Origin of the sequence: Kitasatospora purpeofusca, from assembly GCF_000718025.1 — a bacterium.
Taxonomy (GTDB): Bacteria; Actinomycetota; Actinomycetes; order Streptomycetales; family Streptomycetaceae; genus Kitasatospora; species Kitasatospora purpeofusca.
In genome coordinates this window covers 1-7,406 of record NZ_JODS01000066.1, presented here as the reverse complement: position 1 = coordinate 7,406, position 7,406 = coordinate 1, and the positions used below count along the sequence as shown (strand labels likewise).

Annotated in this window: 8 protein-coding genes and 1 CRISPR repeat array; of the genes, 3 read left to right on the top strand and 5 right to left on the bottom strand. The window is 70.0% G+C overall.

Annotated elements, in window-relative coordinates:
- Positions 1–264 precede the first annotated feature (264 nt).
- Positions 265–696, bottom strand: a complete 432-nt coding sequence (locus IF01_RS0140515) for a DUF5958 family protein (protein WP_051757216.1) — start codon at positions 694–696, stop codon at positions 265–267.
- A gap of 645 nt (positions 697–1,341) precedes the next feature.
- On the bottom strand, positions 1,342–2,238 hold the full coding sequence (locus IF01_RS0140510) for an SMI1/KNR4 family protein (RefSeq protein WP_157855501.1): 897 nt from the start codon (positions 2,236–2,238) through the stop codon (positions 1,342–1,344).
- A gap of 62 nt (positions 2,239–2,300) precedes the next feature.
- Between IF01_RS0140510 and IF01_RS0140505 the strand changes: the two genes are divergently transcribed.
- Positions 2,301–2,846 (top strand): orotidine 5'-phosphate decarboxylase / HUMPS family protein, encoded by a 546-nt coding sequence (locus tag IF01_RS0140505; RefSeq protein WP_078880771.1) that lies wholly within the window; start codon positions 2,301–2,303, stop codon positions 2,844–2,846.
- A gap of 33 nt (positions 2,847–2,879) precedes the next feature.
- Here IF01_RS0140505 and IF01_RS44845 read toward each other — a convergent pair whose 3' ends face one another.
- The 3 genes from IF01_RS44845 to IF01_RS0140490 all read right to left on the bottom strand — a co-directional run bounded on the left by IF01_RS44845 (position 2,880) and on the right by IF01_RS0140490 (position 5,786).
- Positions 2,880–3,245: a peptidoglycan-binding domain-containing protein gene (locus IF01_RS44845; protein ID WP_051757210.1), complete on the bottom strand. Its 366-nt coding sequence runs from the start codon at positions 3,243–3,245 to the stop codon at positions 2,880–2,882.
- A 673-nt stretch (positions 3,246–3,918) separates the two neighbouring features.
- A CRISPR array of direct repeats spans positions 3,919–4,558; the repeat unit is 29 nt; unit sequence CTGCTCCCCGCGCATGCGGGGTTGGTCCC.
- A gap of 45 nt (positions 4,559–4,603) precedes the next feature.
- Positions 4,604–5,071, bottom strand: coding sequence for an NUDIX hydrolase (locus IF01_RS0140495; protein ID WP_030398637.1), 468 nt, complete (start codon positions 5,069–5,071; stop codon positions 4,604–4,606).
- Entirely contained in the window at positions 5,058–5,786 is a 729-nt protein-coding gene (locus IF01_RS0140490) for a transcriptional regulator (RefSeq protein ID WP_094745761.1), read from the bottom strand. Before IF01_RS0140490 ends, IF01_RS0140495 begins: the two co-directional genes overlap by 14 nt.
- A gap of 145 nt (positions 5,787–5,931) precedes the next feature.
- On the opposite strand from IF01_RS0140490, the gene IF01_RS0140485 reads away from it, so the two are divergent.
- Together IF01_RS0140485 and IF01_RS49500 are read left to right on the top strand one after the other, a co-directional pair.
- Positions 5,932–6,129, top strand: coding sequence for a hypothetical protein (locus IF01_RS0140485; RefSeq protein WP_030398635.1), 198 nt, complete (start codon positions 5,932–5,934; stop codon positions 6,127–6,129).
- A 955-nt stretch (positions 6,130–7,084) separates the two neighbouring features.
- Positions 7,085–7,406, top strand: a 322-nt coding sequence (locus tag IF01_RS49500) for a hypothetical protein (protein ID WP_037783074.1), incomplete at its 3' end; no start/stop codon positions are given.

Genomic DNA, 7,406 nt, shown 5'->3' with positions numbered 1-7,406 from the left:
CGGCGAAGGTGACCGAAATGCCCGAATCTCTGGAAGTCGCAAAATCCCGCCCCACCGTCGGATAGACCCGCAGGTCATCAACTCTGCTCCCCGCGCATGTGGGAGCAGCGACGATCCGGTCCGGCGGTTGTCGGTGTAGTCGTCCTGCTCCCCGCGCATGTGGGAGCAGCGACGCTTCACACACCGTGACCGAGGATGCCCATGCCTGCTCCCCGCGCATGTGGGAGCAGCGACCCCTGGCGGTGAGGTCGGCCTCGGCTCTCCCTAGCGCTGCTCGCCCGGGGTGGGGAGGTTGTGCCACGAGTGTCCGCAGCCGCCCTTGCAGTACGTCTGCCTGCGCCGGGTGTCGGCGACGGAGAAGGCCGAGACCAGCACGCGGAACGCGTTGATGTGTTCCTCGGCGGGGAGAATCGCGAATCCGTAGCGAGGAGGATCCATGCGGATCATCACGGAAGCGTTGGCGGTGGGCTTCACGCCGGACCGCGCTACTCCCGCGCTCCCGTCCGCGGCCGTGAGGTGCGCCTGCATCGCATAACCGGCAACTTCCTGCAGGACGGCCTTCCGCTCCGCCGGAGAGAGGAGCGAGAACCAGGCGGTCCCGTCCTCCAACGTGCGGAGCCCTTGGGCGACTTCGTTGACGATCTGCTCTGTGGCGCGCCTTGTTCCTCGCCACTCCTCGGAGCCGATCCCCAGCATTTCCTGGTCCTCTCGCGCTGTTCCGACGAATGGTTCGACCTCGCCGAACCGGCGACGATCAGCCGGACAAGCCGGCCGCCCGCACGCTGTCGTCCTCCCGCACCGGTGGAGGCGAGCCTCCGCTCGGGGTGGCGCGCCAATGTCACGTTACCCGTTCCCCGGCACACGTCGGGACTACCCGGATCGGGTGGTCGACAGGAGCAAGGGTTTCCTGCTCCCTGCACTCCTCGAGACGGGAACAAGTCTGAGTCTCGGGTCCAATTCCGGCGAATCGCAGATCCGGGGGCCTCCCGTATTGGCCGGTTGCACAATCCCGCGCTACCGGAGGGTCGCCGACATTCCGTCAAGGATTTCGCGGACAGCCTTGCGGTCACGGCAACCGTCTCGATCGGACACGTGAGCAGGGCTGCCGAGACGGCGTGTTCGCGGGCGCGGGGACCGGCTGGAGGACTCGGACTGCTCGGGTCGGACAGGGTGGGCCAGTTGCGTGACCCACCTGCAAGGGCAGCCGAAAGACCCGAATCTCTGGAAGTCCGAGGAGCCGAACCGCCCTCGGTATGCCATACGGCCTTCGATACCGATGCTGGGGCGTTCATGCCGAACGGCTCACGCAACTGGGCGATACGTCGACCCAGCTGACCGCCTTCACCATGCCCCCTCGGCTTGCTCGGCGGGGGTGAACCAGTGGAATTCGAAGTGCCGCGCGAGAGAGTAGGGATGCTGCGGATCAGTCAGCATCCGGTGGACGAACTCCGTCGAGGAGCAGTCGAAGCGCTTCCAGGGCTCCCCATTGTCCCTGCTGGCGAAGACCGGCCACTCGTCCGGGTCCGGGTCCTCGACCAACCAGCAGAACGAGTGCTCGGCCGAGGTCATGGCCCATCGGAGGAGCTTGATCGCCGGTCTGCTGGAGGGGGCGGAGCCAAGGAACTCAGTGGGGTCGGCGGTGATCAGATCGAGGTCCAGGTACCTCGAGCCCGGCGCGCAGAGGTCGAAGTTGTCGTCGAAGGTGCCCGCGCCGAAGGTCTCGACCAACAGTCGGTAGTCGCCAGGAAGGCGAAGGCCCAGCTTCCGTTCCGCGGACTCCCAGTCGACCGGCCGCCGGGGCCCTTGCCAACCGGTCAGTGCGGCCAGTTCCGCGGCCGACGACGGCGCAGCGGCTCCCGTCCGACTCGCGGGGGCTGGAGCTGCCACGGCAGTGAGAAAAGGCCCAGTGCCGCCGACGCCCTTGAACAGGCCGACCCCGAGCCACCTCTGCCCCACACTCCACCCGTACATTTCGACGGCCCGGTCCGCCAGAATGTCGGCCAGCGGGGGACCCGGCAGGCGCCGGAGCGACGGATCCGTGAAGCCGTCCAGGGCCACGGTCCTGGCCGGTCCGAAGCGCGACCTCACCGCGGCCACCACCGCGTCCAGCTCGCCGGTTGCGAGATCGACCAGCTGGTAGCCCTGGGCTTCTTTGGCGTTCTCCCGGCCAGCCACCTCGCCCGGAACTGGCCTGGCAAGGAGGTCTTCGATCACCTTGAGATGAGCAGCGTTGTCCACGGCGAGGAGTAAACCCCACGGCGCGGACACTGCTCGCGAGGCACCGGAACCGGAGTCACCGAATGGGCGCGCTCGTCAGAGGTTGCCGGTTGGGGACGGTGGGGCTCGGTGCGGGCCGCCGACGGCTCCAAGGCCGGGTGACCGTCCACGCCATGGGCGGCACCGCCATCGTGGCCGCCGCTGTCGCTGCGGCCCGGGACTTTCCGCGCCTTCGGGTGCTGGCGCTGACCGTCGTCACCAGCATGACGGACGCCGATCTCGCCGACATCGGCGTCATCGGCTCGGCCTCAGCCTCGGTCTCGGCCTCGAACTCGACCGAGGAGCAGGTGCTGCGGCTGGCCCGGCTGGCGGAGGGCGTCGGCTGCCATGGCGTGATCGCGTCGCCGCAGGAGGCCGGGCCGCTGCGTGGCGTGCTGGGAAGCAGCGCCCTGATCGTCACGCCCGGGGTCGCGCTCCCCGGTGGGTCCGCCGGCGAGCACGCCCGGTCCGGGACGCCGGGTGCTGCCGTTGCCGCCGGTGCGTCACATGTGTTGGTGGAACGCTCGGTCACCCGGGCCGCGGACCCCGTGGCGGCGTTCCGGCTCGTCCGCGCCGACCTGGAGCTGTGAGAGCGGCCGCCCGGCATGGTCCGGAAGCGCTCGCTATCCCGGGTAGGGGTCGTAGCAGTCGGGGACGGGGTTGTAGAGGGCGTCCCAGGTGGCCGGACCGACGATGCCGTCCCGGGGGAGGCCGTGACACCCCTGGATCCACCTGATCTTGGTGCGGGTCAAGGGGCCGAAGATGCCGTCCACGGTGAGTTTGGGGACGCCGCCCCAGACGTTGGTCAGGCACTGGGCCTGCTTGACGGCAGCACCAGTCGAACCCTGACTGAGCACCGGGCGGTGGCTCGACGAGGTGTAGGCGCAGCCGCCGGGGACGGCCGCGGTGGCCTGGGGTGCGATCAGGCCGGCCGCGCCCAGGGCGAGCGCGGCAGTGAGGACGGCGGCGACGGTTCGGCGGCGTTGCACGGGCGAATTCCCTTCTTCGGCGTAAGTTATGACGATTCGTCATAGCTTTGCGCCTCCAGCCTAGGAGCCGTGTTCCCGGGGTCGGCAGGGCGCGACAGGACGCGCACGGAGCGTTCTTCCGGCGTGGGGCGGCACACCGCCACTGGGCGGCCCCGGCGGGTGCGTGGGGTCGGACCGGTCCACCCGAGCGCGTGCACGACCCTGCCCGGCGGGTGCCCGGGGGCCGACCGAAGGGGCAGGAGGGGCGAAGAACGCGATCGCCGCTGACCCGCTGATCGACCGGGCCGCGGCCGACCACTACTCCCCTCCGCCGTGGAAACCTGCACGCGACGCATTCTTCGAGGCTATGGCCCACTCCCTGCCGGTAGCGAAGAGCACGTCGACGCCTACCGGCTTTACCTTGGGCTCAAGTGTGGGACTGGCTCCGCTCGATCGGCGCCCTCGGCCTCCTTAACGGCTTCGTCAACGACATTGGCACCCGCCACGCCGCCGTGCCCCGGGCCAGGCGCAGCCCACCCAACCGTGCCGGACGGGGAGCGGAGACGGGGTTGGCCGGATGGTGGGTAGGGTGACCCTGGTGCGCAGCCCATCGGCGAAGGTGACCGAAATGCCCGAATCTCTGGAAGTTGCAAAATCCCGCCCAACCGTCGGATAGACCCGCAGGTCATCAACTCTGCTCCCCGCGCATGCGGGGTTGGTCCCACCGGCATGGGCCTCTTGAACGGCATCCGGGCCTGCTCCCCGCGCATGCGGGGTTGGTCCCGGGATCCCGGCGGCCAGGCCGGGCACCGTGGCCTGCTCCCCGCGCATGCGGGGTTGGTCCCAACTCATCGGCGAACAGGATGCGATTCCCCTTCTGCTCCCCGCGCATGCGGGGTTGGTCCCATGGGCCTCGCCTTGGCGGACTGCTGGATCAGCTGCTCCCCGCGCATGCGGGGTTGGTCCCCTCGCTCTCTCTCAAATCACGAGGTCCTGTGCCCTGCTCCCCGCGCATGCGGGGTTGGTCCCGTGGACAGGCCCGGTCCTCAAGCGCCCGCACGCTGCTCCCCGCGCATGCGGGGTTGGTCCCCGACGCGCCAGAGGGAGGCCGCAGGGAGGCAGCTGCTCCCCGCGCATGCGGGGTTGGTCCCCGGGACGCCAGTGCCTCCGTCAGCACGGCGCCCTGCTCCCCGCGCATGCGGGGTTGGTCCCGAGGGCAAGGGCACCCAGGCCCTCGACCAGGTCTGCTCCCCACGCATGCGGGGCTGGTCCCGTCCACGACATGGGCTTCGCCTTCAGGATGAGCTGCTCCCCGCGCATGCGGGGTTGGTCCCTGACGGCCGAGCTTCGCGCGGCCGGCCTCGGACAGGGCGAGGCAGTCAGCGCACCACGGGGATCGCGCCGGACCGCCAGTCGGCGAGCCGCTTGCGGATGCTCGGCACCATCGGCAGCCCGTCCGTCTCGGCCGGGGTGAACCACGCCACCTCGTGGGACTCGTCGGACACCAGCAACTCCCCACCGAGCGGACGCCCAAGGAGGCAGATGCTGAACTCCTGGCGGACCTCGCCGTCGTCGTAGGCGAAGACGTGCCCGGGGTTGGTGTAGGTGCCGACGATGCCGATGATCTCGATGTCGAGGCCGGTCTCCTCGCGGGTTTCCCGAATGCCGCACCCGGCGAGGGACTCGCCGAGGTCCATCTTCCCGCCGGGCAGGGCCCACATACCGTTGTCGGTGCGGCGCTGGAGAAGAACCCGGCCCTCGTCGTCGACCACAACGACGCTCGCGGCCGGGACGAGGCTGTTCGCCTTGGGAGCGTGCGGGTCGTCCTCGTAGTCACGCCTCGGCATGTGCTACCTCCGTGGTCGGGATCGTCCACACGTCGCGCGCCTTCGCCCACAAGTCCTCGGTGACGCCGGCGAAACGGTCGAACACACCGTCGTCCTGCTGTCGGCGGAAATGCATCATCGGGGCGTCGTGGCCGATCCTACCGGGCAGCAGCGGGGTGACGATCATGTCGTTGTCGAAGCGAAAAACGCTGAGCGAGACGTGGCCGGTCTCATACCGGGCCTCGATGGTGGTGTCCCGCAATTTCGCCAGCTCCGAGAGGGTGACCTCGATTCGAGTGGAGAGCGTGAGCGGGACGTCCTCTTCCAGCTCGCGCCGGCGGGTGACCGGGTGGCCGGGCTCGCCGAGGAGGAAGCGGACGCGGACGCCGACCTCGGCCTTCTTGCGGAGCATCGCACCGAAATTGGCGTGCTCCAACCACAAGAAGTAGTTGGTGTACCCGGCGAAGGTCAGCTCACGGGTCGCCCCCTTTATCAGTGACCGCCACAGGGCTGCTGGGGCCGCCGACCGGTACGGGTACATCTGCACCACCTCCCGATCCGGGCCGCTCTTCACGAACTGCTGTACGGATGGCCAGAGCACGGCTTCCTCCACCTCGAGGGCTCGGCTGGCCGCCGCGCGGTGCCGAGGGTGAGGCTCGCGCGAGGGGTTGGCGATCCATCGGCTGACGGTCTTGGGGTCGACTCCGCACACCCGAGCGAGCTGGGACTCGGACATGCTGGCATGCACCAACGCGTCGAAGAGGGGACTGTGCACGGACGCGCCTCTCACATTGGGGACGTTTCAAGGTGTACGGCAAAGACGTCCCAGACGTCCCGAAAACGGGATGTGACGTCCCGTCGGGTGAGCCGACGATTCTGGTGTGACGCAGCAACCCCTGCCACCAGCCCCGTCGCAGTTCAACCGAGCCCAGAAGGACTGCCACGCCTGCATCAACTGCGGTGGCAGCAAGGGCGAACTGGCCTCGGCAGGCCACGTCTGCGTCCCGGACCTGCCCGGCCTGGGCTGGGCGGTCGTCGCACACCCCGCCTGCCGCACCGCCCCCGAGGAGGAGCAGTGACCAGCCCCCGCACCACCCCGATGCCCCGCAGGCCCCAGCCCGACTCACCCCGGCCCAGCGCGACGGCCGCGCCTGCGTGTCCTGCGGCGGCACCGACAGCCTGAAGGAGGCCGGGCACGTCGTCGACCGCGGCCTGGGCTTCGCGGTAAAGACCTGCCGGTCCTGCCGCCGGAACGGGGGTCGCGGGTGAGCGCGGCCGGGGGACTCCAGCCCGCCCCGGTGTGGACGGAGGGGACGTGCGGTTCGTGCGGCACCCACCCGGTCAAGGGGCCCCTGATCGTTACGGTTGACGAGCGGACGGAGCTGGTGGACCACTGTCGCCGGCCGGCCCGACCAAAGGGTGAGCGGCCGCGCCGACACCAGAGGACCCGGTGAACCCCGGACGTCGCAGGCCGCCCGCAGCGGACACGGCCCGCATCGCACTGGGGACGTGCATCGGCTGCGGGGAGACGGCCTACGGCCACCCCGTCATGGACCGGCGGCGGGGCCGCACTGTGCGAGTGGAGCACTGCACCGGAGACGCCCGCCGCGATCCTCCCCAGCTGACTTCCGCAGCAGCAGTGTCGGTCGCCGCCGTGGTGGTGGTGGTGGTGTGCGTGCTGCTGAGCATCTGGCGTTGACTCCCTGGCCGGCGCCCGGCGGGGCGTCGGCCAAGGCCTACTCGATACAGAACAACCGCCTGAGCGCCAAGCCGAGCCCGTACGCAACACGGGCGAGCCGGTCGTGCGCCGCCCCCGCCGTCCCGTCCTCCAGGCCGCTGATCGTCTTGCGGTCGAGCCCGGCCCGCTCCGCGAGCGCCTCCTGCGGGAACCCCCGTAGCCCCCTGACCGCCGGATGCGGGCCAGATCCCGGCGTCTGCCAGGACCTCGCAGCGCTCAACCCTCCCGAATCCACCTCGCGGCGGGCGGGCGGTCGGTCGGGGTCGTCCAGTGTCGACCCTGCTGCCGACGTAAGTGTGCTGAAGCGCTGGGAGGCCATGGTCACCGCGACGACCTGGCGCTACACGTACTTGACGTTGCGGCCCGGCCACCTGCGGAATCTCGGCTGCGGCACGCCCGCACGCGACGCACTGTTCGAGGACCTCGGTCCGCTCCCCGCCGATAACGCAGAGCGCCTCGACGTCTACCGGCTTTACCGTGCAATCGAATTGTGGACGGGCTCCGCGCTCGATCGGCACCCTCGGCCCCTGGCGGCTTCGTCGACGACGTTGCCCAGCTGGCGAACCAACGCTCCGCAGCGCCGTCGTGCCCCGGGCCAGGCGCAGCCCACCCAACCGT